Raw genomic sequence first — 22,348 nt, 5'->3', positions numbered from 1 at the left:
GTTCTCGGCGTTCTGCTTCACGGTCGCGGTCAGCTGCTCCATGCTGGCGGCGGTCTGCTCCAGCGACGCCGCCTGCTCCTCGGTGCGGGCGGAGAGATCGTTGTTGCCCGCTGCGATTTCACTGGCGCCGCTCAGGATGGCGTCGGAGCCGTCACGCACGTTGCTGACGGTGCTCACCAGCGCCTGCTGCATCTCCTGCAGGCCGTTCGCCAGCTGGCTCATCTCGTTGCGCCCTTCCACCTCAATCGGCTGGGTAAGATCGCCCGCCGCAATGGTGCGAATATGGGTCAGCAGCTGGTGCAGCGGCTGGATCAGCACATGCCGCAGGCCGAACCAGCAGGCGACGACCACGCTGGTCACCAGCAGCGCCACGGCCGCCAGCAGCCACATCATCTGCACAAATGCACGCTGGTTCTGCTCTGCGCCCTGCGCGGCAAGCGCCGTCTGCTTCGTGCGCCATTCGCTGTAGGCGTCCTGCATATTGGTCTGGATCTGTTCGATATTGAAGCGGAACATCCCCTCCAGATCGCGCGCCTTCAGGCGCTCCAGCATACCGGCCAGGCCATCGTGATAGCTGGCGTACTGCGCCTCCAGCTTATCCCGCAGCGCCACGTCCAGTCCGGGCGTAGAAGGCAGATCGTAATAGACTTTAAAGTTGCGATCGGCCTGCGCCAGCTGTTGCTCAGTTTGTTGCACCAGCTGGTCTAACTGACCGCCATTGATCTGCGCCGCCGTGCTGCTCTGCAGGCGCAGCATGGCGCGGTTAAGGGTGATGCGCGTCTGGTTAAGCGCGATCCACGCATCGGTCATCGCCGTCACGTTTTGGGTAGAGACCTGCGCCAGCGCAAAGGCATCTTTATCTTTCTGAAGCGCGGACCAGAACAGCCCGCCCGACGTCAGCTGCAGCAGGCTAAAAATCGCCAGTACGGCGATCAGGCTGGTCACCACTTTGATTCGTTTCAACATATCGTTTTCCCGGGAGTCATAAAAAATCGTGCAGGCTCTCTATCGGCGCGACATCGCCAGACCTGAGCCTGTTTAGCTGTTTTTACCGTTTTGAAGGTTTTGTAAGCGGAACGTGAGGCTGGATTGCATTGAAACGGCAAAAAAAATACCGGGCTAACGCCCGGTATTAACATGCGCCTGTGCGATTAGCCCGATCAGAAGGTTTCCCAGTTGGCGTCGCTACCGGGCGCGGCCAGTGCCTTGCGCGGCGCGGAGGCGCTGGGTACCGGCGCCGCAATCTGGGCATGTCGCGTGCCGACAGTCGCTGCCGCGCGCGGGATCTTGAAGACCGCCACCGACTGGCTCAGGCGGCTCGCCTGCGACTCCAGCGAGGCTGCCGCTGCTGCTGACTCTTCCACCAGCGAGGCGTTCTGCTGCGTAACGCGATCCATCTCCGTTACCGCCTGCCCTACCTGGTCGATACCGCGGCTCTGCTCGTCCGACGCCGAAGCGATTTCGCCCATAATGTCGGTCACGCGCGTTACCGCGTTAACGATATCGCTCATGGTCTCGCCCGCGGTGCCTACCAGCTGTGAACCGGCATTGACGCGGTTCACCGAATCTTCAATCAGCGACTTGATCTCTTTTGCCGCCTGGGCGCTGCGCTGCGCCAGACTGCGCACCTCGCCCGCCACCACGGCAAAGCCGCGGCCCTGTTCGCCTGCGCGCGCCGCTTCCACCGCAGCGTTCAGCGCCAGGATGTTGGTCTGGAAGGCGATGCCGTCGATAACGCTGGTAATATCGGCGATCTTCTTTGAGCTGCCGGCGATGTCGCTCATGGTTTTCACCACGCCATCCACCACGTTGCCGCCTTTTTGCGCGGTTTCCGAGGCGCTCAGCGCCAGCTGCGACGCCTGACGGGCGTTTTCAGCGTTCTGCTTCACGGTCGCGGTCAGCTGCTCCATGCTGGCGGCGGTCTGCTCCAGCGACGCCGCCTGCTCTTCGGTGCGGGCGGAGAGATCGTTGTTGCCTGCGGAGATTTCGCTGGCGCCGGTAAAGATGGCGTCAGAACCGTCGCGCACGTTGCTGACGGTGCTCACCAGCGCCTGCTGCATCTCATGCAGGCTGGCGGCCAGCTGGCTCATCTCGTTGCGCCCTTCCACCACAATCGGTTGGGTCAGGTCGCCCTGCGCAATCTGCTGAATGTGCGCGATGCTGCCATTCAGCGGGTTGATCAGCACGCGGCGCAGGCCAACCCAGCACAGCGCGATAGCCAGCACGACCAGTACCATAATGGCGCCGAGGATCCACAGCATACGGGTATAGGCGCTGGCATTTTTCTCTACGCCCAGCTCGGAGAGGTGCGCCTGGTTGGCGCGCCAGTCGGTATAGATCTTAAGAAATGCGTTCTGGTTAGGCGCAACCGGCACCCTGCCCGCTTCGTCGAGATTATTGGCTACCAGCGCCGCCTGCATCTGCGTCAGCGCCGTCGCATAGGCGCCATAGGCGTCCATCAGACGGTTATTGAGCGCCGCGTCTTGTCCCGGCGTGTCTGGCGTGGTTTTAAACAGATCGAACTTTTTAGCCGCCGTTTGCTGGAAGTTCTGGCTGTCGGTAAACAGCGATGCGATATCCGGCGCTTTACCATCCAGCTTGCTGTTAGCGATTCGCAGTTGAACACGCGTCAGCACTACACGGCTCTGGTTGAGGCTCATATAGGCATCGTTGAGCGCCTCAAGGTTTTTGCTGGCAAGCTGCGACACGTTAAAGCTGGTTTTATCATCGCTTAATGCCGAGAAGAACACTGCTCCTGAAAAAGCCTGGAACAGGCCAAACATCAGTAAAACCAGTAATAAACTGGTGACTACGCGAATTTTGGTTAACATAGGGAGCCCTGGGAAAGTAGAAGATCAAGCAATAAAGGTATCGGCGGGGAGCGGAATATATTTAGCGCGCTAAGGATATTTAAAATATGTTTCTGTTTGATTCAGAAGATAAATAATCACAGGCCGGTTTATCCCGGCCTGTGAGAAGAGGCTTACGCGCTGCGCAGCGTATCCATCAGCGCCATCTCTTCGCTGCTCAGCAGCTTCTCGATATCCACCAGAATCAGCATACGCTCGCCGAGCGCGCCGAGACCGGTCAGGTATTCGGTAGACATAGTGACGGCGAACTCCGGCGCAGGACGGATCTGATCCTGCGTCAGCGACAGCACGTCAGAAACGCCGTCCACCACAATGCCGACTACGCGCTGTACCAGATTCAGCACGATGACCACGGTGTTGTCGTTGTACTCGACGTCCGGCTGGGAAAACTTCACGCGCAGGTCGATAATCGGCACGATAACGCCGCGCAGATTGGTAACGCCTTTAATAAATTCCGGCGTGTTGGCGATGCGCGTGACCTGATCGTAGCCACGGATCTCCTGCACCTTAAGAATATCGATTCCGTACTCTTCGTCTCCCAGCGTAAATACCAGGAACTCCTGGCCGACGGTTTCGCCGGCGATTTTGGTCACGGTTGCCATTCCAGTCATTTTTCTACCCTTTTGTTATCAGTCAGGCGGCCGCGCCGGCCACACGTTTTTCACGGTTGAGCGATTGCAGCGCCGACACGTCAACGATCAGCGCGACGCTGCCGTCGCCGAGGATGGTGGCGGCAGAGATGCCAGGCACCTTGCGATAGTTGCTCTCCAGGTTTTTCACAACCACCTGATGCTGGCCAATGAGCTGATCGACCAGTAGCGCGTAACGCTTGCCCGCGCTCTGCAGGATGACGACGATACCCTGCGTCGCCTCGGTTTTCGCGCCCTGGACGTCAAACACGTTCCACAGCTCAACCAGCGGCAGGTACTCGCCGCGCACTTCCAGCACGCACTCGCCGCCCGCCAGCGGCTTCAGCTCTTCGCTGCGCGGCTGCAGAGATTCCATTACCGCGTTGAGCGGCAGGATAAACACTTCGTCCGCGACGCGTACTGACATACCGTCGAGGATCGCCAGCGTCAGCGGCAGCAGGATACGGATAGTGGTGCCTTTACCCTGCTTCGAAGCGATCTCCACATGGCCACCCATCTCCTGGATGTTTCGCTTGACCACATCCATGCCGACGCCGCGGCCCGATACGTCGGTGACCTGCTCAGCGGTGGAGAAGCCCGGTGCGAAGATCAGCATGCCGACCTCTTCGTCGGTCATGTTTTCGCTGACCGGCAGGCCGGACGAGAGCGCTTTGGCAAGAATGCGCTCGCGGTTCAGGCCAGCGCCATCGTCAGAGACTTCGATACAGATATTGCCGCCCTGATGTTCCGCTGAAAGCGTCAGATTGCCGGTCGCCACTTTGCCCGCCGCCAGACGTTTTTCCGGCGACTCAATGCCGTGGTCGAGGCTGTTGCGCACCAGGTGCGTTAAGGGGTCAATAATACGTTCGATCAGGCTCTTATCGAGTTCGGTCGAGCTGCCGAGCAGCGTCAGTTCCACCTCTTTACCCAGCTTGCTCGCCAGATCGCGTACCAGACGCGGGAAGCGGCTGAATACATATTCCATCGGCATCATACGAATCGACATCACCGATTCCTGCAGGTCGCGCGCGTTGCGCTCCAGCTGCCCCATGCTGTTCAGCAGATCGCCGTGAGCGACCGGATCGAGTTCGCCGGAGCGCTGCGCCAGCATTGACTGGGTAATAACCAGTTCACCGACCAGGTTAATCAGCTGATCGACCTTTTCCACCGCGACGCGGATGCTGCTTGACTCGCTGCTTTTCGCCGGCGCGGCGGCGCGTTTGGCTTCGCGCTTCGCAACCGGCAGTTCGCTGACGCTGGCGCTCTGAACCGGCGCGGCTTCAGCGACCGGTGCAGGAGCGGCTGGCGCAGGTTCGGCGACCGGCGCGGCTTCAGCGGCGTCCGCCTGCGGGAAGCGGATCTGCCCTTCTTCGATAACGAAGCAGAGTACCGCCACGATGTCGTCTTTACCGACGCCGTCGATAGTCGCTTCTAAAGAGTCGTTACCCTTCACCACATTGCTTAAGCTGCCAAGATTGCTCAGCTCTTCCAGCATCAGGTCGACCTCTTTCTCTTTGAGGTTGACCAGCTGCACGCGCAGGCCACTGCTGGCCGGCGCCTCTTGCGCGACTGGCGCAGCCGCCGCGGCCACTGGGGCGGCAACCGGCAGGCCTTTCGCCTCTAACGCCAGCTGGCGCAGCGCTTCGCAGATGTAGTTAAAGCTTTCCGCGTTTGGCTCCTGCGCGGTTTTATAGGCATCGAGCTGTTCCTGCATAATATCTTTAGTTTCCAAAAACAGGTTGATGATGTCGGTGCTGAGCTGCATCTCGCCGCGACGAGCACCATCCAGAATGTTTTCCAGAATGTGGGTGGTTTCCTGTAATACCGTAAAACCGAAGGTTCCGGCACCGCCCTTTATTGAGTGGGCGGCGCGGAAGATGGCATTAAGCTGCTCGGAGTCCGGCTCCTGGGGATCGAGCCCCAGCAGATGCTGCTCCATATCAGCTAATAGCTCATCGGCCTCATCGAAAAACGTCTGGTAAAAATCGCTGATGTCCATGCTCACGGGATCACCTCGGCTGTGAGGGGGCTGCTGTGTTTACCGGGCTGCTGCTTTGCGGCACAGGCGGCGCGGTAATCTTTTCAATGGCCGCCGGATCGCTCACCTGTACGGCGTCGCTCTCGGCGTTCTCTTTTTCAATTGCTGCTTCAGTGTCGTGGTTCAACACCAGCAGGCTGATGCGGCGGTTAACGGCATCGTTGCCGCCGCGGTTTTTCAGTTTCATGGTGTCGGCCATGCCTACTACGCGCAGTATTTTGCCGCCATCAAGGCCGCCTATTACCAGTTCGCGGCGCGAGGCGTTGGCGCGATCGGCTGAAAGCTCCCAGTTGCTGTAGCCGCGGTCGCCATTCGCGTACTGAAAATCGTCGGTATGGCCCGCCAGGCTGATGCGGTTGGGAATATCGTTCAGCAGCGGCGCGATGCCGCGTAGGATATCGCGCATATAGGGTTCGACTTCCGCGCTACCGGTCTTAAACATTGGCCGGTTCTGGCTGTCGATAATCTGAATACGTAACCCTTCGTCCACCATGTTAATAATCAGATGCGGACGCAGCGCCTTGAGCCGCGGGTCCGCCTCGATCAGCTGATCCAGCTTCTCGCGCAGGCGATTCAGGCGAATGTCATCCAGCTTGCGCTTCTGCTCATCCATATTGACGACTTTTTTCACTTCGCCCTGGATGCGCGTGGCATCATCACCGCCGCCCGGAATGGGGCTGTCGCTGTCGCTGCTGCGCTTGCCGCCGGTCAGCGCGACCTTCAGCGGCGTTTTAAAATATTCGGCGATCTGCACCAGCTCCTGCGGACTGGAGATGGAGATCAGCCACATCACCATAAAGAAGGCCATCATCGCCGTCATAAAGTCGGCGTAGGCGATCTTCCACGAGCCATGGCCGCCTTCGTGGCCTTTATGCTTGCGCTTTTTGATCACCACTATGGGGCGGTTGCCGTTCTTCATGCATTTTCGTCCGAAGTCTGTTTAGCCGGATTTTTTGCGTTGCGTACGTGCTCTTCCAGTTCGCTGAACGACGGGCGCTCGGTGGAATAAAGCGTCTTACGACCAAACTCCACCGCAATCTGCGGCGCGTAGCCATTGAGGCTGGAGAGCAGCGTGACCTTAATGCACTGCATCATCTTGGTGGTTTCAGCGCACTTCTGGCGCAGCACCGACGACAGCGGCGAGATAAAGCCGTACGCCAGCAGGATGCCGAGGAATGTCCCCACCATCGCGTGCGCCACCAGCGCGCCCAGCTCAGCGGCCGGACGATCGGCGGAGGCCAGCGCGTGCACCACGCCCATTACCGCCGCCACGATGCCGAATGCGGGCAGACCGTCACCGACGGCGGATAAACTTTGCGCTGGCACTTCGCATTCGTGTTCGTAGGTTTCGATCTCTTCATCCATCAGCGCCTCAATCTCAAAGGCGTTCATGTTGCCGCTGACCATCAGACGCAAATAATCAGTAATAAAGTCCACCAGCTGTTTATCGGCGAGAATACGCGGATAATTAGAAAAGATTTCGCTCTGTGTCGGATCTTCAATATCGCGCTCCAGCGACAGCATGCCCTGCTGGCGCGATTTGGCCATCAGGCGATAAAGCAGCGCCATCAAATCCATATAAAGGGCTTTGTTGTATTTCGAGCCGCGCATTAGCTTCGGCAGCGCTTTTAGCGTTTTTTTAATCGACTTGCCGTTATTGCCGACTAAAAAAGCGCCAGCCGCGGCCCCGCCGATAATTAACAGCTCGGAAGGCTGGTAAAGCGCGCCCAGATGACCGCCCACCAGCATATATCCGCCCAACACGGATGCGACAACAACGATATAACCTAATAAGATCAGCACAAAAAAATCCTTACGTCCGTAACGTGTTGGTGGAAGTTAAGCCAGAGAGCCGCAGGCGTTATTCAAATCGTGGGCAAAAAAAAAGCAGCGGGGGATACCCGCTGCTGGATGACTTTCCACGATGCGAACAAACTTAAACGGCGTGTTTAACCTGTTCATCCAGCAGTTGTGGAAAGGTATCGGCAGAATCTGCAGAAAGTTTACGTCTTTTTACCGCACGTGATGGCGGCTGGCACAGGCTGCAGACAAAGCTGCCGACCGGCTGATGCGCATGGTTGATAAAACTGCCGTTGCAACTTTTGCAGTCATCCAGTTCCAGCATGCCACTTTCAACGAATCGCACCAGGGTCCAGGCGCGCGTCAGCGCCAACAGCGGGCCCTCGTCCGATTGCGGACACTGCTCAAGATAGAGGCGGTAAGCTTTAATAACCGCATCTACGCCGGTTGCCATACCGGTTTTTAGCATAAACTGCCAGGCGTTACAGAACATAGAAGCGTGAATATTTTGCTCCCACGTCATAAACCAGTCGGTAGAGAACGGCAGCATGCCTTTCGGCGGCGGGCTGCCGCGCAGCTCTTTATAAAGTTTAATCAGACGGCCGCGGCTTAACTGGGTTTCGCTTTCCAGCATTTGCAAGCGTGCGCCCAGCGAAATTAATTCCATGGCGAGCTGAATATCGCGCGCTTCCTGGACAATGCTTTTATCTGACATTTACATCGCCCTCTTTTTCGCCGGCGCTTCTTCTTTAGAAACATTACGCAGCAAACGGCTGGATAATAAAATTCCGGTGTGGATTTGTTGTAAATCATCCACGCGGGATTCCTGCGTCAGTCGATTAATAATGTTGTGATCGTTAAAACGGAACTGACAAACCAACTGGTTGGTTTCCGCTAACTTTACCATTTCAGGCAGAGTTAATTGCGACAATGCGTTAGCCATCTCTTCATCAATTCCGAGGCGAAACATTGCAGAAGCTTTTTCCTGGTTAATTAATCGCTGTGCAAGCAGTAAATAAGACAGGTTGATATCATAAATATGTTTAAGTAAATCAGATGTACCCATTTTTTCCATCCTGACAGACGCGACGTTAGAGCATCGCAGAAAAAACCCTCTGCGCTTCGGGTTGCTGGTTGTTAAATCTAAAGATGGCAAAAATTTACAGCCAAAAACCAAACGTACTCTGAAGTCTGCTTTATGTCTTTTGCGACATTTTTACAGCGTTAGTCAAAACCCCAGGGCCATTCTTTTTTAAATTATTGCGCTCTTCCGTGACGTCTTTTTACACTTCTTTAAGACTATTCCTAAAACAACGCAAATCTATCCCGTCTGATTTGCACATACAACGACAGGGATGTGAAATTTTAGATAAAGTGTGATCTGCATCACACTTTTAAGGCAAATTTTTTCCTCAACCCTTCAGTTCCGCTTTTACTTTGTCTGTTTTTTGTTCAATTTTGCTTTATTTCACTTATATTTCGTCCTAGAAATGGGCTTATTCCCCTTACAAACATGATGTATCTCTCAGATAGCCGGAGAGTCGATCTATTATCTTTAACATTGCGCTTACCACCCTATAAGTAGCCGCATCACCACACTCAGGCAGCATAAAGCTCTGAAAATGGCTGTCGACAACCATTTAAAAATTAATCACTTAGGGCAAATGTTACCTGGAGTGAGTAAGCGAAACGTAAAGAGAGACGGCGAAGAACCGGCGCATTTACGCAACGAATCGTTAACGCTTAACAGTGGACGTAAAGCCGGGGACAGTAGATGTAACAATGAGTTACATTAGAGATATGAATGAATGGCGAAGTTGACACTTTTATGACTTCTAACTATCGGCATCAGGACGCCAGACTTTAGGCCTGCGCGCACAAAAAAAGCGTTTTTTTTCATGAGTGGCGGGTAAAGCAACAAATGCCGCTCTGTGCCGGGTTTTTACGGTAACGGAATGCTTTAGCGAGGCTGGAGAGAAAAGGCGGTAACGGGATAAAAACAAACGGCGGCCCGTATTAACAGGCCGCCGTGGACATCAGGCGAGTTTAGGGAAGGTCGCCACTTTATTTACCGTACTGTGATCTTCGCTACGCGGCGGAATTTCCCACAGGTCTTTCAGGAAGCTTTCACGCCAGTGCGTAATATCATTTTTGCGCAGAACCGCCATCATATCGTTGTAGCGCGAAATACGCTCTGTACGCGGCATGGTCAGCGCCTTGTTCAACGCCGCCGCTACTTCGTCACGATCGTAAGGATTGACGATCAGCGCCGAGGTCAGCTCGTTGGCAGCACCAGCAAAACGCGACAGCACCAGCACACCCGGATCGTCCGGGTCCTGCGCGGCGATATACTCTTTCGCCACCAGGTTCATGCCGTCGCGCAGCGGCGTCACCAGACCGACGTCGGTCAGACGGAAAATCTTCATCAGCAGACGACGGTCAAAGTGCTGGTTGAGATAGTAGAGCGGCGTCCAGCCCAGCGTACCGTACTTACCGTTGATGCGCCCGGCCTCGGTTTCCAGCTGGTGACGAATATCCTGATAGGCCTGCACATCACCGCGCGAGGTCGGCGCAATCTGCGAATAGCGGATTTTGCCGCGATGCTCCGGGAAGTTTTCCAGCAGCGCTTCATACGCCAGGAAACGCTCCGGCAGCCCTTTCGAATAGTCGAGGCGTTCACAGGCGATGATGTTTTTCGCATCGCCCAGTTCGCGCTTCATCGCCGCCATTTTGGGCGGCAGCGGGCCTTCAGCCATCTCTTTGATGCTGTCCGGCTCGATACCGATAGGGTAAACCTCGGTCATAAAGGTATTGCCGAAGGCGCGGTGTTTCTTCTCGCCTTTATTCTGCAGCTGCGTCAGCTGGCTCAGACAGTCAAGGAAGGCCACGCGATCCGATTCCGTCTGGAAGCCCAGCAGATCGTATTCGCACAGCATCTCCAGCAGCTCTTTATGCGGAGGCAGCGCGTTGAAAATTTCCGGCGTCGGGAACGGGATATGCAGGAAGAAGCCAATGCGGTTATTAATGCCCTGCTTACGCAGCGCGGCGGCGAACGGCAGCAGATGATAATCGTGGATCCACAGGGTGTCGTCCGGCTTAATCAGCGGCTTCAGGCGCTGCGCCAGCATCTCATTGACGCTGCAGTAGCCGTCCCAGGCTTCGCGCTGGAACTGCACCAGATCGAGACGGTAATGGAACGCGGGCCAGATTACGGTATTGGAGAACTGACAGTAATACAGATCGTAATCGTTCTGGCTCAGCGGCAGCGCGGCGTAGGAGATGCCGTCATGTTCTGCCTGTACGAGTTCGTCTTCCTCTTCTCCGGAAAATTCGCTGATTTCCCCGTTCCAGCCAAACCACAATCCTCCGGTGGTTTTTAGCGCGTCAAGAATGCCGACGGCGAGGCCGCCTGCGCTGGCTTTTTTCCCATCAGGAATGGCTACTCGGTTAGATACGACCACTAAACGACTCATAACCTTTACTCCTTACCCACGTTGTCTTGTTTTATTTGTAATAGTAATCGCTCCAGCCACGCATATACCGCCTCGACGTCTGGCAGTCGATAGCGCGCCTGACTGGAACCTTGTCCAACCTTTACGGAAATGCCCTGCATGGCGTTTACGGCGATAAATCCTTTCTCATCCGTCAGATCGTCTCCGACAAATACCGGGATTCGACCGGTAAAAGGCGCTTCTCGCATAAAGGCGCGCACAGCTTCGCCTTTATCTACTCCCTGCGGTTTAATCTCCACAACGCATTTTCCCGGCTGAAGCGTCAGTGCCGGGAAGCGCTTCACGACCTGTTCGGCCAGGTCGAGCACATCCTGCTCATGCTGCATCGCCTGACGGTAATGCAGCGCGAAGGCCATACCCTTGGCCTCAAGTAACGTGCCTGGCCAGCGCGCCATCGCCTCTTGCAGCTGCTGCTGCAACGCCTCGGCGACGTCAGGCTCCAGAGTGATTTGGTGCAGCTCGCCCTGCGCATCGCGACGCTCGGCGCCGTGTACGCCAGCGGCAGGCGCAATAAGGGGCGCGGCCAGCGCGTCGAGTTGCGCAACTGGCCGACCCGATACCAGCGCCAGCGCGCCGTGACAAAGGGATGACAGCTGTTGCAGCTGCTGGCGAACGTTTTCTGGAATGAAAACGGCGTCAGGCTGCGGCTGAATAGCGGCAAGGGTGCCGTCTACGTCAAAAAAGAAGGCATAAAGACCGCCGCTTAGCGCAGGAAGCGAGGCATGTTCATTCGCCGCTTGGGTCACGTGTCTTCTCCTGTTGTTGATTCGGGCGCGTCCGATTCGCGGCTTGTCAGGTCAGAGGCCTGGCTCGTCAACGCGCCATAGAAAGTAAGATGTTTTAGCGAGGGTGACCGTCTGCGGATTCGACAGCCGAAACGGCTGAGCAGGGGTTAAAGTGCAGGGCAAAAACTGCGGATACCAGCTTGAAAAATCGGATAGAACGCCACTACGTTTTAAAACCTTCACAGACATATCAACCTGACTGAAAACATCGTCGCGATTAAGTGTAGTCGGCCTTCTCATATTTGCCAGTTGCGCGGCATTTTTTGCGAATTTGCAGCCGTTTATCCTGTTTCTTCCCTGCCGCTATCTATCCTCCTGCAAGGGTTGCGGGCGTTAAGCGAAGCGGGAAAAAAGCACATTCCGACGATGCAGGCACTCGCCGCAACCCGCTGCGCGGGCTGTATACTGGGGCAGTGGAGTGCTAACAAGGAGAGCAGTATGTTTCAGGTATCCGACGCCGCGGGCGGCGAAATTATCGACGTTATCTCTGTTCAGTCCCAGGTCGTTTACGGCAGCGTAGGCAACAGCATCGCCGTACCCGCGCTGCGCCGTCATGGGTTACAAGTAGTGGCGGTGCCTACGGTGCTGCTGAGTAATACGCCCCACTACGCCAGCTGCTACGGCGGTGAAATCCCTCAGCCCTGGTTTGAGGGCTATCTGACCGCGCTGGCGGATCGCAATCTCGACAGCGCCGCGCGCGCCGTGGTGCTGGGCTATCTGAAATCGACCGACAAGGCGGTGACGCTGGCGCGCTGGCTGCGGCTGATGCGCGAGAAAAACCCTCAGCTGCCGGTGATTATCGATCCGGTGCTGGGCGATGACGACAGCGGTTTCTATGTCGATCCGCAGCTGGCGACGCACTATCGTGAACAGCTTGCGCCGCTGGCGACAGGGCTGACGCCCAACCGCTTTGAGCTGGGCTGCCTGTGCGGCGCGCAGCTGGAGAGCGACGCGGAAATTATTGACGCCGCGCGCTCGCTGCTTGGCGCGCGCACTGAATGGGTGGTGGTGACCAGCGCCACGCGCGATGAGGCGCGTCGCAGCATGCAGGTGTTCTGCGTGACGGCGAAAGAGACCTTTATCACCGAGCATCCACATTACGACAACCCACCCAAAGGCACCGGCGATCTTTTTACCGCCGAACTGACCGCCGGCCTGCTGGGCGGCGTGCCGCTCAATAAAGCCGTCGAGCAGGCGAGCCTGTTCGCCCAGCAATCGGTGCTGGCGACCCGCACGCTGGGCATGCGCGAACTGCAGCTGGCGCGCGCAGAGTCATTGTGAAACCCGGGCCATTTCCTTTATGGTACAGAGACCTCTATTCACCTTAACAGGGTCTTCTGAATGTATAACAACACCTGTAAAACAGTCGGCGTGCTGAGCGCTGATTTCAGCCATCCGCAGACGGCAGCGCTGCTGCAGGAAGTTAACCGCCAGCTTAACGCGCGCGGCTGCGCGGCGCTGCTGGTTGACGCCGCAGCGGACGATCGCGCGCGGCAGCTGGCGCCGCTGCTGAGCGCCGCGATTCACCTTTCCGGTCGCTTCAGCGCTGCCTTTTGCGCCGCCGCCGGGAAGATTCCGCTTATCGCGCTGGACGACCTGAATCTGGAAGGCTTCGCCGCCGGCGCGGAAATGGGTCAGCTTCTGCTGGCGCAGGGCCACCAGCGTTTCGGCTATCTGCAACAGGCAACCTGCGCCGATCCTGCGCGTATTGATGGCTTCAGCAGCGCTTTAGCCGCAGCCGGAAAGACGGTAAATCAGCACCTGACCGCCGCAGGGTCGGGAGATGACCGCGACAGCGGCTATCAGGCGATGATGCACTATCTGAAGCGCGCCCGCGCAGCGGAGCGTATTCAGGCACTGTTCTGCGATAACGATCTGCTGGCGTTTGGCGCGTTGCAGGCGGTGCGCGATTTTGGTCAGGGTGCGCACGTCGCCGTTACCGGATTCGGCGACAGTGAAGAGGCGAACGCCTCAACGTGGCATCTGACCACCTGGGCGCAGCCGCGCGCGTTGCTGGTAGCGGAAGCGCTTAATCGTCTGCTGCTCAACCGCGCGGAGGAAGATGGCGCCTGGCGTCACGGCGAACTGCGCGTGCGCCACTCCCATCAGGGTAAAGCGGTACTGGGTGAAATGGGCCAGTGCGGCTGCGCCATTCGTCATTAATTAAAAAGCCCGCCTGCAGGCGGGCTTTATACCACTGAATCGCTCATCGAGACGGCGCGGTTACTGACGCGCCAGCGCTAAGCCGCTGCCCTTATTGAGGGTGATCTGCGCGTTATACTCTTTCGGCAGTCGCCGCGCCTGATAAAAGACTTTTTGCCAGTAAGGATTGTCGAGCGCGGAACGCACTACCCCCTGACTGACCGAAGCATGGAAGAAGTGCTGGTCGGTATCATAGAAGCCAACATGCATACCACCCTTGATGCGGAAAAAGACCAGATCGCCCGGCTGCAGATCGCGCGGGGCGATGCGTTTGCCCATCTTCAACAGCTCCGTGGTGGTGACGCGATCCATCGGCAGGTTAAAGCGGTCTTTCAGGGTTCGCCAGACAAAACCTGAGCAGTCGACGCCGGAAAGCTCGGTGCCGCCCCACTGATATTGCGTGCCGTGCCAGGTGTGCATCTGATCGTGCAATGCCGCCACGACCGGAATGAGATCGGGCTGATCGCCCAGGCTCCCATCGCTGACCTGCGTATCGTTCTGGACGGATGTATCAGTGGAATGACGGGAGCAGCCGCCAAGCAGAAAAGCAGAGGCTAACACAAGCGTCAGCAGAGGTCGCAGAGTCGTCATCGTGTAAGGTGAAACCCTAAGCAGGTTGGCGTGGTAGAGGACTTATAGCTTAATTACGGCTTCCACTAAACCTGCCAGGATGCCGCTTTACGTTAATTTACAAAAAGTGCGTTATTCGCTGATTTTAAGACAAATACCGGCGCTCAGCGCGGCACATTTAATGACTCGATAACGCCGGTCAGCTGCTGGATAACCTGCTGAGCGGCGCGGGACAGCTGTCGGGCCGGCGCGCAACATAACGCCAGCGTCAGCGGCCTGACGCTACTGTCGCGCAGCGGCACGAAGCTGAATGCACCCCGCTCGACCTCATCCATCACGTCCAGCAGACTTAACATGCTGATGCCGCTGCCCTGCCTGATCAGCGATTTGATCAGGCGAATGTCGTTACAGGTAATGACGTTTTCCGGCTGCAAACTATGGCGGCGGTAAAGCATCTCTACCCGTTCATGCACCACCAGCGGCGGGCCGGGAATAATATGCCGCTCGGCGCTGAGCTGGCCGGTAGAGAGCGTATCGCGTCCGCTGAGCACATGCCCGGCCGGCAGCACGACGCCAATCGGCAGTTCTGCAAAGGCCATCACGCTCAACCCCGCCTGCCCCTGTGGATCCAGCACCAGCCCGGCGTCCAGCTCCGCCAGCCGCACCTGCTCGCTAATCTGCGCGCTGTCATGCACGCTGAGATCGAGGCGCAGCCAGGGGTGCGTCTGCGCAATTTGCGACAGCGCATCGGCAATCGCCCCTTCGTTCAGCGCCTGAATCATGCCGAGACTGACGTGCCCGCGCCGCAGACCTTGTATTTCATCAAAACGCTGGCGGGTACGCTGATATTCTCGCTGCCAGCGACGCAGATCGTCCAGCAGCAGCTCGCCCGCGCTGGTCAGGCGCATACCATCCGGCAGGCGCTCAAACAGGCGCATGCCAAGCTCCTCCTCCGCCTGCAGGATCTGCCGGTTAATCGCTGAAGCGGAGACGTGCAGCTGTTCCGCCGCCTTGCGTAAGCTGCCGCTGCGCGCCAGCTCCAGGAAATAGTGTGAGAAACGTGAAAAAGGCAGCATGGGTCACCTGTACTGTTTAACGCAACACCTGACTGAAAAAACGATGATGGATCGTTGCACCCTGCTCTGTCCACAATGTTCGCATCACCCCTTACCTCTCAGAAAGGTCATCGCTATGAAACAACCTGCGCCTCCGGCCCATTGCACTTTTGAACCCGACGACTGGTTGCGGCTGGCGCGCTGCTGGCATCCGGTGGCGCGTCTCTGCGACGTCGGCCCCGCGCCGATGAAAGCGGTACTGCTTGACGAGCAGCTGGTGCTCTATCGCATTAATGAGCAGATCGTCGCCGCGAAAGATGTCTGCCCGCATCGCGGCGTGCCGCTGACGCTCGGCTTTCACGACGAGTACGGCATTATCTGCCCTTATCACGGGCTACGCTTCGGCGAAGATGGCCGCTGCAACCGCATTCCCTCCAGTCCTGGCCAGCCGGTACCCGCCAAGCTCAACCTCATCAGCTTTCCGGTAGAGGTGCGTTTTGGACTGGTCTGGGTCTGCCTGGCACCAGACGCCGACAATCCCGCCGCGCTGCCGCAGATGCCGCACTGGCACGACGCCGGCTTTCAGCAGATCAACTGCCCCCCTTTTGACGTCGCCGGGTTTGCCGGACGTCAGGTAGAGGGTTTTCTCGACGTGGCGCACTTCGCCTGGGTACACAGCGAAACCTTCGCCGACCCAGACAACCAGGAGGTACCGCCCTACAACCCTGTTGAGACAGAGTATGGTTTTGCGGTGGACTACTGGAGTTCCGTATCCAACTTTGCGGCAGGGTCGGAGCAGCAGGCGCCGGAAGACTTTCAGTGGCTGCGTCATTTTGAGATGTATCTCCCCTTTACCGCCACGCTGACGGTGCACTTCCCCGATGCGGCGCGGCTGGTCATCATGAACGCCGCCTCGCCGGTCTCAGCGCGCAAAACGCGCATGTTCGCGCCCATCGCGCGCAACTTCGACCTGCACATACCGGTTGAGGATGTACACGCCTTTAACCATCGCGTGTTTGAAGAGGATCGCCTGATGGTAGAGACGCAGATGCCGGAGCGTTTGCCGCTCGATCTGACGCTGGAGGCGCATATCCCGGCCGATCGCAGCTCTATCGCCTACCGTCGCGGCCTGAAAAAGCAGGGCTACGGCGAATTTTTCCTGGTCTAGCGAGGTAATGAGATGACAACCTTTACGGTCATTGTCGATGGCCTGTCGCGCCAGGGACGTCATGCCGTTGCGCTGAGCCTGGTGCGCGACGACGGCGAGCCGCTGCCGCGCTGGGAAGCGGGCGCGCATATCGACCTGCAGCTGGGCAACGGCATGGTGCGGCAATATTCGCTGACCGGCTCGCCCCTGCGTCAGGATCGCTACCTGATCTGCGTCGGGCTGGCGGCCGATTCGCGCGGCGGCTCGCGCTATATTCATCAGCAGCTGCGCCTGGGCCAGCGGCTCACGATTTCCGCGCCGCGCAATCTTTTTCCGCTGGTGGCGGCGCAGCGGGTGGTGCTTGTCGCTGCGGGCATTGGCCTGACGCCGCTGCTGGCGATGGCGGCGCAGCTCGATGCCGACGGCGTCTCTTTTTCGCTGCACTATTACGTGAAACAGCGTCAGGACGCGGCGCTGGCGCGCCATCTGCTTCGCCCCTTCCGTCATGGTTATAGCGAAATCCTGTGCAGCGCCGAGGGCAACAGCCCACGCCAGCATCTGCCCGAGCCGCTGCGCGCGCCTGAGAGCGGCGCGCATCTCTATCTCTGCGGTCCGCAAGGCTTTATGACGCACCTCCAGCAGCAGGCGCAGGCGCTGGGCTGGCGCGCAGATCAGGTGCATACAGAGGCCTTTAGCGCGGCCGCCCCGCCGCCCGCGCAGGGAGAGAGCGAGAGCTTTACCGTCACGCTGGCCTCTACCGGCACCAGCTGGCCGGTGCCTGCGGATAAGACTATCGCCCGCGTGCTGCTGGAGAATGGCGTTGACGTGCCGCTTTCCTGCGAAATGGGGCTGTGCGGCGCCTGCCTGACGCCGGTGCTGTCAGGCGAGGCGGACCACCGCGACACCGTTCAGTCGGAGGAGGAAAAATCTGCGCCGCGTCAACAAATCGCGCTCTGCTGCTCGCGCAGCCGCAGTAAAGCGCTGGTGATCGACCTGTAGCTTCTACACTTAATGGCATCGCCCCGAAACAAGGAAATGCCATGAGCCAACGTCTGCACAAAACCGCCTTTCCGGTCAGCAAGGCGCGCAAATATCTGGAGCCAGGCCCGGTGCTGCTGCTCAGTTCGCAGTTCGGCACGCACAGCGACATCATGACCCTCGGCTGGCATACGGTGCTGGAATTTTCGCCGTCGCTGGTCGGCTGCATGATCTCCAGCATGAACCACAGCCATGCGCTGATCCGCGACAGCGGCCAGTGCGTGCTGAACGTGCCCTCGGCGGATCTGATCGATAAAGTCGTCGCTATTGGCAACAGCCACGGCGACAAACTGGATAAGTTTGACGCCTTCGATCTGACTGCCGGGCCTGCCAGCGTCGTGAACGCCCCGCTGATTAACGAGTGTTTCGCCAGCTTTGAGTGCCAGCTCTATGACGATTCGATGGTGGATAACTACAACCTGTTTATTTTCGAAATCGTAAAGGCGCATGTCGCTGACGAACCGGAGTTCCCTCCTACGCTGCACTATACCGGCGAGGGCCGCTTTACCATCATGGGCGACCGCGTGCTCGATCGCAGCGGCCAGTTTAAACCGGAGATGCTGATTTAGCGTCTCGCGGACAAATCTCACCATGCGCAGGTTGAAAAGGATCGCCGCCGTCCTTACTCTCTCTTTCTCGACCTCGACAGGAGTTAAGCATTATGGCAATCGAATACGCAGTGATCGCAGGCGGCTGTTTCTGGTGTACCGAAGCGGTTTTTAAAGATGTGATCGGCGTGGAGTCGGTTGAAAGCGGCTATACCGGCGGCGCGCGCCCGAACCCGACCTATGAGCAGGTATGCAGCGGCGCGACCGGTCATGCAGAAGCGATTCGCATAGGATTCGACCCCGAAAAAGTGAGCTATGGCGATCTGCTGGATATCAGCTTCGCTACCCACGATCCTACCCAGCTTAACCGCCAGGGCAACGACATCGGCACACAATATCGCTCCGCCATCTTCCCGGCTACGCCAGAGCAGGAAGCGGAAGCGGTCGCCGCCATTGCGCGCGCGCAGCAGGATCATCAGGATCCGGTGGTCACGACTATTGAGCCGCTGAAAGAGTGGTATCCCGCCGAGGCGTACCATCAGGATTACTGGGAGGGCGCGGGCCAGCGCAACGGCTACTGCATGGCGGTCATCCCGCCGAAACTGCAGAAGCTGCGCAAAAGCTTCGCTAACCGCGTAAAGAGTTAAGCAAACAGCGGGCCTGAAGCCCGCTGCGTTGCATTCATTCTCAGCCCCGCCTGCGCGGGGCTTTTTTTCAGGCCGCGGAGCGGGCGCGCTTCAGCCCAATCAGCGTCGGGAAGATAAACAGCGACTGCCCCAGTCCGCGATTGGTCACCGACCACACCGCTACCGAGCAGAGCGAACAAAGGCCGACTATCGCCACCGGATAGAGGCTGGCCCACAGGAAAGAGAACCAGGCCTGCTCGAACAGATGGTGACGCTGGGCGAACAGAATCGCCGACATGCCGAAGAACTCAATGAAAATGCGGTGAATAACGTAGATTTGCAGCGTATTGCGCCCTATCCAGTTCATAAAGCGCATGCTGAAATGTTGATTAAGCCAGCGGCAGACCGCCACGCTCACCAGCACCGCGATGATGCACATAAACAGGCTCTTATCGAGGCCGAAAATCACATGGATGCCAGCGAGCGCCGCCAGTATCGCCCAGGGCGTCCAGTTTTCACGGCGCCACTCGCTCAGGCGCAGCATTATCGGGCTCCAGAATACGCCCAGCAGGAAGAACACAAAATATTGCGCGACGCTCTGCGGCCCCCACATGGGAATAATTTTCTCAATGGCAAGATAATTAAGGATCACCGCGACCGCTAACAGGGCCACTTTATGCTGGCGGAATATTTTGGCGCAGAGGAAATATAAGCCAAGCCCGTAGAGATACCAGGAGGTGCTCATCGCCATAAAAGTGAGCTTTAAAAATTCAAACAGCGAGCCGGCATAGGCGGCGTTCAGGTTTTGAGAAATACGCTGCCCGGTAATTTCAGTCGAGATGCCGGTGATAGACCACCACTGAATAAAGCCCCACAGAATGTAGAGATAGAAAAGATTGGTAATACGGCTGGTAAAGACCTGCTTCCAGGGGCGGTTTAAAATGCCATTGGTGGCCAGCAGTCCTGATACAAAGAAAAAGGCGGGCATACGCAACGGTGACAGCACCGTATTAAACTGTACCCATATTTCTGCCGGTATCCAGCCAGCAGAGAGATACTTCAGGGTGCCTTCAAAGCCGGGCAGTACGGTGTGATACAGCACGACCAGCAGTATGCAGGCGCCCTTCAGGGTATTGATCCATGATATTTCATCTGACTTGATGTTGCTCATGATTTGACTCCTGCTGTGTAGGTCAGAAATTTAAATCGGAAAGGAAAAAGGGAATGACACTTTTAGGATTATCTGGCGATTATTCGCTATTCCCTTGCTACTGACTCTAGCGAAACTCTTAAAAATATTGCGCTGGCCCTGAATTAACAATCGTTTACGCGTTTCGCTTTTTCTTTACGTTCAGGATGCAGGCTATTTTTTAGTTAACTGTTAATAACTAAACAGGCAGAGCGGCAATTATAATGCCCGTTGCTTTACCGGGTAAATAGGAGTAACCCTAATGCCGAAAAGCCAGATATTGATATATGCCAGGCAGAAATAATTAATGACTTTGCACCAGATTGTTTAAGCGTGAATAAATAACTGTGTTAACGCGCGGGAATAATAGCGGCCAGCCGCTTATCTTTGCGTCCCGCCTCCTGATGGCGCGGCGAGCTGACCCTTGAGCCAGGAGAGAGGATTGTCAGTCAAGGCAGATACGCCTCCGCAGAGGCGTATCCATTACTGATTTAAAAATTTATCAAGGAACTGGCGAGTACGCGCCTGCTGCGGATTGCTAAACAACGCTTTCGCCGGGCCTTGCTCAACGATGCGGCCCTGATCCATAAAAATCGCCCGATCCGCTACGTCGCGGGCAAAGCTCATCTCATGGGTGACGATAACCATGGTGCGTTTCTCCTGCGCCAGCGCGCGAATGGTGTTGAGCACCTCGCCCACCAGTTCAGGATCGAGCGCCGAGGTCGGCTCGTCAAACAGGATCACCTGCGGACGCATCGCCAGCGCACGAGCAATGGCGACGCGCTGCTGCTGACCGCCGGACAGCCGACGCGGAAAACTGCTCTCCCTGCCCTGCAATCCGACTTTTTCCAGCAGCGCGCGGGCGCGCGCCTCCGCTTCCCCTTTAGGCTCGCCTTTAACGATGACCGGCCCTTCAATAATGTTTTCCAGCACCGAGCGGTGAGGAAACAGATTGAAGTTCTGAAATACAAAGCCGACCTGCTGGCGCAGCTGACGCACCTGCTCTTTCTGCTTCGTCTGCGCCAGCCTGGCGTCGATAGCGATCTCCCCGACTTTGATGGTGCCGCTGTCCGGCGTCTCCAGCAGGTTGATGCAGCGCAGCAGCGTCGTTTTCCCGGAGCCGCTCGGACCGATAATCGCCACCACTTCGCCGGAAGCGACCTCCAGGTCGATGCCGTGTAGCACCGTCTGGCCGTTAAAGGTTTTCACCAGTCCGGTGATCTCAATGGCGCTCATTTCGCCTCCTCATCCTGACGATTGACCCGTTTTTCCAGCCGGTTTTGCAGCGCCGACAGCAGCGTCGCCATTACCCAGTAGATCAGTGACGCCGCCAGGTACATGGTAAAAACCTCCAGCGTGCGCGAGGTAATGAGCTGCGCCTGACGGAACAGCTCCGGCACCTGAATGGTCGCCGCCAGCGAGGTATCCTTCACCAGGCTAATAAAGCTGTTGCCGAGCGGCGGCAGCGCCGTACGCGCCGCCTGCGGCAGGATCACCCGGCGCAGCGTCTGCCAGCGGGTCATGCCGATGCTCGCCGCCGCTTCCCACTGGCCGCGCTCAATGGCCGCAATCGCGCCGCGCAGTGACTCCGAGGCGTAGGCGGCGGTATTAAGCGACAGGCCAATCATGGCGGAGGGAATGGGATCAAGCTCGATGCCGAACTGCGGCAGGCCGTAGTAGATCATAAACAGCTGAGCGATCAGCGGCGTGCCGCGAAATACCGAGACGTAAAAGCGGGAGAGCAGGCTAACCGGCCAGAAGCGCGACAGCCGCATCAGCGCCAGCACGAAGCCCAGCACCAGGCCGAAAAACATGCCGCCGATGCTGAGCTGTAGCGTAAAGAGCGCGCCTTTTAATAAAAAAGGTGCTGAATCCAGCACCAGTTTGAGACTTTCCTGCATTACTTAGTCACATCCGCGCCGAACCATTTTTCAGACAGTTTGGCCAGCGAACCATCTTTCTGCATCGCTGCAATCGCCTGATTCACCGCGTTAAGCAGATCCTCGTTGCCTTTGCGCAGCGCCACGCCTGAGGCGAGACGTGAGAACGGCGCGCCCGCTACCGCCATGGTGTCGCCGGTTTTCTTCACCAGATCCAGCGCGGCCAGACGATCGACCAGGATCGCATCCAGACGACCAGAGCGCAGATCCTGATATTTAGTCGGGTCGTCATCATAAGTACGAATATCGACGCCTTTTACGTTGCTGCGCAGCCACTGCTCATAGTTGGTGCCGAGGCCGACGCCGACTTTTTTACCCGCCAGATCTTCCGGCTTGTTGATGCTGCCCGCTTTGGCTTTCATCGTCAGCGCCTGCACGCCGGAGATGGTATAGGGCGTG

At 57.5% G+C, this 22,348-nt stretch carries 22 protein-coding genes; 6 read left to right on the top strand and 16 right to left on the bottom strand.

The genetic code is table 11. The annotated features are described in order from the left end of the window. The 10 genes from B3797_RS10290 to otsB all read right to left on the bottom strand — a co-directional run. A partial coding sequence (locus B3797_RS10290; protein WP_311791020.1) for a Tar ligand binding domain-containing protein occupies nt 1-966 on the bottom strand: 966 nt, incomplete at its 3' end. A gap of 194 nt (nt 967-1,160) precedes the next feature. After that, nucleotides 1,161-2,831, bottom strand: a complete 1,671-nt coding sequence (locus B3797_RS10285; protein WP_311791019.1) for a methyl-accepting chemotaxis protein — start codon at nt 2,829-2,831, stop codon at nt 1,161-1,163. 152 nt (nt 2,832-2,983) lie between these two features. Beyond that, on the bottom strand, nt 2,984-3,481 hold the full coding sequence (gene cheW / locus B3797_RS10280; protein WP_120453794.1) for a chemotaxis protein CheW: 498 nt from the start codon (nt 3,479-3,481) through the stop codon (nt 2,984-2,986). A 22-nt stretch (nt 3,482-3,503) separates the two neighbouring features. Further along, nucleotides 3,504-5,498, bottom strand: coding sequence for a chemotaxis protein CheA (gene cheA, locus B3797_RS10275; RefSeq protein ID WP_311791026.1), 1,995 nt, complete (start codon nt 5,496-5,498; stop codon nt 3,504-3,506). Between the two features lie 10 nt (nt 5,499-5,508). After that, nucleotides 5,509-6,456, bottom strand: a complete 948-nt coding sequence (gene motB, locus B3797_RS10270) for a flagellar motor protein MotB (RefSeq protein ID WP_311782349.1) — start codon at nt 6,454-6,456, stop codon at nt 5,509-5,511. Next, a complete protein-coding gene (gene motA, locus B3797_RS10265; RefSeq protein WP_311791018.1) occupies nt 6,453-7,340 on the bottom strand; it encodes a flagellar motor stator protein MotA in 888 nt (295 codons plus the stop codon). Before motA ends, motB begins: the two co-directional genes overlap by 4 nt. A gap of 133 nt (nt 7,341-7,473) precedes the next feature. Further along, a complete protein-coding gene (gene flhC, locus B3797_RS10260; RefSeq protein ID WP_311782351.1) occupies nt 7,474-8,052 on the bottom strand; it encodes a flagellar transcriptional regulator FlhC in 579 nt (192 codons plus the stop codon). Beyond that, complete coding sequence (gene flhD / locus B3797_RS10255) at nt 8,053-8,403, bottom strand: flagellar transcriptional regulator FlhD (protein WP_120453785.1); 351 nt, start codon at nt 8,401-8,403, stop codon at nt 8,053-8,055. A gap of 970 nt (nt 8,404-9,373) precedes the next feature. Next, nucleotides 9,374-10,810: an alpha,alpha-trehalose-phosphate synthase gene (otsA, locus tag B3797_RS10250; RefSeq protein ID WP_311782352.1), complete on the bottom strand. Its 1,437-nt coding sequence runs from the start codon at nt 10,808-10,810 to the stop codon at nt 9,374-9,376. A 5-nt stretch (nt 10,811-10,815) separates the two neighbouring features. Continuing rightward, nucleotides 10,816-11,595 carry a trehalose-phosphatase gene (otsB, locus tag B3797_RS10245; protein WP_311782353.1) on the bottom strand — a complete coding sequence of 260 codons (780 nt, stop codon included), beginning with the start codon at nt 11,593-11,595 and terminating at the stop codon, nt 10,816-10,818. A gap of 477 nt (nt 11,596-12,072) precedes the next feature. Between otsB and pdxK the strand changes: the two genes are divergently transcribed. Both pdxK and B3797_RS10235 read left to right on the top strand, forming a co-directional pair. Beyond that, on the top strand, nt 12,073-12,915 hold the full coding sequence (gene pdxK, locus B3797_RS10240) for a pyridoxine/pyridoxal/pyridoxamine kinase (protein ID WP_311791017.1): 843 nt from the start codon (nt 12,073-12,075) through the stop codon (nt 12,913-12,915). Nucleotides 12,916-12,975: 60 nt separating this feature from the next. Next, the gene (locus tag B3797_RS10235; protein ID WP_311791016.1) at nt 12,976-13,797 is read left to right on the top strand and encodes a substrate-binding domain-containing protein; all 822 of its coding nucleotides are present in this window, start codon (nt 12,976-12,978) and stop codon (nt 13,795-13,797) included. A gap of 60 nt (nt 13,798-13,857) precedes the next feature. Here the strand turns inward: B3797_RS10235 and B3797_RS10230 are convergent, their stop codons facing one another. Together B3797_RS10230 and B3797_RS10225 are read right to left on the bottom strand one after the other, a co-directional pair. After that, the gene (locus tag B3797_RS10230; protein ID WP_311791025.1) at nt 13,858-14,418 is read right to left on the bottom strand and encodes an NlpC/P60 family protein; all 561 of its coding nucleotides are present in this window, start codon (nt 14,416-14,418) and stop codon (nt 13,858-13,860) included. Nucleotides 14,419-14,570: 152 nt separating this feature from the next. Next, entirely contained in the window at nt 14,571-15,482 is a 912-nt protein-coding gene (locus tag B3797_RS10225; protein ID WP_311791015.1) for a LysR family transcriptional regulator, read from the bottom strand. A 115-nt stretch (nt 15,483-15,597) separates the two neighbouring features. Between B3797_RS10225 and hpxD the strand changes: the two genes are divergently transcribed. The 4 genes from hpxD (at nt 15,598) to msrA (ending at nt 18,841) form a co-directional block, all read left to right on the top strand. Continuing rightward, on the top strand, nt 15,598-16,629 hold the full coding sequence (gene hpxD, locus B3797_RS10220) for a molybdenum cofactor-independent xanthine hydroxylase subunit HpxD (RefSeq protein WP_311791014.1): 1,032 nt from the start codon (nt 15,598-15,600) through the stop codon (nt 16,627-16,629). A gap of 12 nt (nt 16,630-16,641) precedes the next feature. Then, on the top strand, nt 16,642-17,607 hold the full coding sequence (locus B3797_RS10215) for a PDR/VanB family oxidoreductase (protein WP_311791013.1): 966 nt from the start codon (nt 16,642-16,644) through the stop codon (nt 17,605-17,607). A gap of 41 nt (nt 17,608-17,648) precedes the next feature. Then, nucleotides 17,649-18,215: a flavin reductase family protein gene (locus B3797_RS10210; protein WP_311782360.1), complete on the top strand. Its 567-nt coding sequence runs from the start codon at nt 17,649-17,651 to the stop codon at nt 18,213-18,215. A gap of 92 nt (nt 18,216-18,307) precedes the next feature. Continuing rightward, the gene (gene msrA / locus B3797_RS10205; protein ID WP_033749765.1) at nt 18,308-18,841 is read left to right on the top strand and encodes a peptide-methionine (S)-S-oxide reductase MsrA; all 534 of its coding nucleotides are present in this window, start codon (nt 18,308-18,310) and stop codon (nt 18,839-18,841) included. Nucleotides 18,842-18,908: 67 nt separating this feature from the next. Here msrA and B3797_RS10200 read toward each other — a convergent pair whose 3' ends face one another. From B3797_RS10200 to B3797_RS10185, 4 genes are all read right to left on the bottom strand, one after another. Continuing rightward, nucleotides 18,909-19,991 carry an acyltransferase family protein gene (locus tag B3797_RS10200; RefSeq protein WP_311791012.1) on the bottom strand — a complete coding sequence of 361 codons (1,083 nt, stop codon included), beginning with the start codon at nt 19,989-19,991 and terminating at the stop codon, nt 18,909-18,911. A gap of 501 nt (nt 19,992-20,492) precedes the next feature. Then, nucleotides 20,493-21,245 carry an L-cystine ABC transporter ATP-binding protein TcyN gene (tcyN, locus tag B3797_RS10195; RefSeq protein ID WP_120453768.1) on the bottom strand — a complete coding sequence of 251 codons (753 nt, stop codon included), beginning with the start codon at nt 21,243-21,245 and terminating at the stop codon, nt 20,493-20,495. Next, complete coding sequence (gene tcyL / locus B3797_RS10190; protein WP_120453766.1) at nt 21,242-21,910, bottom strand: cystine ABC transporter permease; 669 nt, start codon at nt 21,908-21,910, stop codon at nt 21,242-21,244. The genes tcyN and tcyL overlap by 4 nt, the downstream gene beginning before the upstream one ends. Next, nucleotides 21,910-22,348: transporter substrate-binding domain-containing protein (locus B3797_RS10185; protein WP_311791011.1), on the bottom strand; the 439-nt coding region annotated here is incomplete at its 5' end. The genes B3797_RS10185 and tcyL, both read right to left, overlap by 1 nt.

Source organism: Pantoea sp. UBA5923, from assembly GCF_002431095.1.
Lineage (GTDB): Bacteria > Pseudomonadota > Gammaproteobacteria > Enterobacterales > Enterobacteriaceae > Pantoea > Pantoea piersonii.
The sequence above is the reverse complement of the archived record's forward strand: the minus strand, read 5'-3'. Positions and strand labels throughout refer to the sequence as shown.